This window comes from Blautia caccae, assembly GCF_040095955.1.
GTDB lineage: Bacteria > Bacillota > Clostridia > Lachnospirales > Lachnospiraceae > Blautia > Blautia celeris.
The window spans coordinates 1-846 of sequence record NZ_JBBMFP010000090.1 but is presented as its reverse complement, the minus strand read 5'-3'; the positions used below and the strand labels follow the sequence as shown (position 1 = coordinate 846).

At 56.7% G+C, this 846-nt stretch carries 1 pseudogene; it reads right to left on the bottom strand.

The features are described from left to right. A pseudogene (locus WMO65_RS26320) lies at positions 1 to 846 on the bottom strand (urocanate hydratase); the annotation flags it as partial.

Genomic DNA, 846 nt, shown 5'->3' with positions numbered 1-846 from the left:
GCGTCACGGATCCAGATGTAGTTATCCCTGTCCTGGCTCCTTCTGTTCGGGTCGATCACTTCCATGGCTGCATGGTCTGTGGCACGCAGGTCCTCCGGCTTGCCGGACAGACAGCACCAGCGGAACGGGCCGTATCCGTAGTCAAACAGCTCCGGTCCCAGGATATCCTCCACATAGGATGGGAAGATGAATCCTTCGCTTGTGTCCACGCCGTTCTTGGCGATGTCCTTTGCTCCCGCATCGAACACGGCACGCATGAAGGAGTTTCCGTAATCGAAGAAGTAGGAGCCTCTCTCCACCAGGGTCTTGATCAGGTGGTAGTGTTTTACCAGGGTCTGGTCCACCAGCTCGCAGAATCTCTCTTTATCGTTTGCCAGCATCTCCGTGCGCTCCTCAAAGGTCAGGCCCTGCGGGCAGTAGCCTCCGTCGTACGGCACATGGCAGCTTGTCTGGTCAGATAACAGCTCTATCTTGATGTTGTTGTCCACTGCGTACTGCAGCAGGTCAACGATGTTTCCGTGGTACGCAATGGATACGGTCTCTTTCTTCTCCATATATTCCTCTGCCACACGGAACGCCTCAGCGGCATCCTCGATCACCAGGCTCACCCAGCCCTGGCTGTGGCGGGTCTCGATACGGGAGGCATCCACCTCTGCTACGATACCCACTCCTCTTGCGATCTCTATGGCTTTTGGCTGTGCACCGCTCATGCCGCCCAGGCCGCTCGTAACGAACAGATGGCCTGCCAGGTCGCCGTCCTGCGGTACGTCTAAGAACTTACGTCCTGCATTCAGGATAGTATTAAAGGTTCCGTGCACGATGCCCTGCGGGCCGATGTACATCCAG